The sequence below is a fragment of the Pseudonocardia bannensis genome (genome assembly GCF_012911875.1).
Classification (GTDB): Bacteria; Actinomycetota; Actinomycetes; order Mycobacteriales; family Pseudonocardiaceae; genus Pseudonocardia; species Pseudonocardia bannensis.
This window is the reverse complement of the sequence record NZ_JAAXKZ010000272.1, coordinates 1-1,087: the sequence shown is the minus strand read 5'-3', so window position 1 is coordinate 1,087 and position 1,087 is coordinate 1. Positions and strand designations below refer to the sequence as shown.

Below are 1,087 nucleotides of genomic sequence, written 5' to 3'. Positions count from 1 at the left end.
ATGGCATTGAAGTTCTGGGTGACGGCGCCCTTCTTCTACTCGGACATGGATCGCCCGTGGGGCGAGCTGCTGCAGGACATGCTGACGATCGTCGACACCGCCGAGCGGCTCGGTTTCGAGGGTGTCGCGATCAACGAGAACGTGTTCCAGAACTACGTCGCGAACCCCAGCGCCCTGGCCTTCGCCGCGCTCGCGGCGGCCCGTACCACGCGGCTGCAGATCCTGCCCGGCGTGGTGGTGCTCCCGAGCTATAACCCGCTGCTGATCGCCTCGGAGATGGCGATGCTGGACCACCTGGCGCCGGGCCGGGTGGGTATCGGTGTGGCCCGGGGCGGCGGCCGGTACCAGCTGGACCGGATCGGGGTGGACCCGGCCAAGTCGCGGGAGATCTACGAAGAGGCGCTGGAGATCATCCAGAAGGTGTGGGTCGAGGACAACGTGACCTACGAGGGTCGCTACTTCTCGTTCCCGCGCACCACGCTCGTGCCCAAGCCCGCCTCGCAGCCCGGCCCCGACCTGTGGGTCGCCTCGCAGAGCGTGGATGGCGTGCGGAAGGTGGCCGCGCAGGGGCACAACCTGCTCACCGCGCCCAACTGGGGCAACTTCGAGCCGCACGGGGACCTCGAGGCGCTCCTGGAGGCCTACAACGCCGCGGCCGCGGAGAGCGGCGTGCCGCGCGGCGAGGTCATGGTCTACCGGCACACGTGGCTGGGGCGGACCGAGGCCGACGCGCTCGAGTTCTTCGACGACATGGTGAGCGAGTACAACCACTACCTCGCGCTCACCCAGACCGTCAGCCAGGGCACCCGCGAGGACCGTCTCAAGGCGCGGGCCCCGGGCGAGAAGATCGAGTTCGTGGAGGCCGGCCGCGTCGTGCCCGCGAACGAGTCGCCGTCGTCGGAAGGCCTCTGGGAGAAGTACTCCGACCCGGTCCTCACCACCGCGGACAAGATGATCGAGCGGTTCAAGCAGATGGAGGCGATGGGCGTCGACCACCTCGCCTGCCTGATCGCCTGGGGCCAGCCCATCGAGGCGGTCGTCGCCCAGATGGAACTGATGGCCGAGCAGGTCCTGCCCGCCTTCGCCG

General features: G+C 69.0%; 1 protein-coding gene. It reads left to right on the top strand.

The features are described 5' to 3' along the window. Window positions 1-18: 18 nt before the first annotated feature. Window positions 19-1,087 (top strand): LLM class flavin-dependent oxidoreductase (locus HF519_RS30140; RefSeq protein ID WP_312860438.1); only part of this gene is annotated, 1,069 nt, incomplete at its 3' end.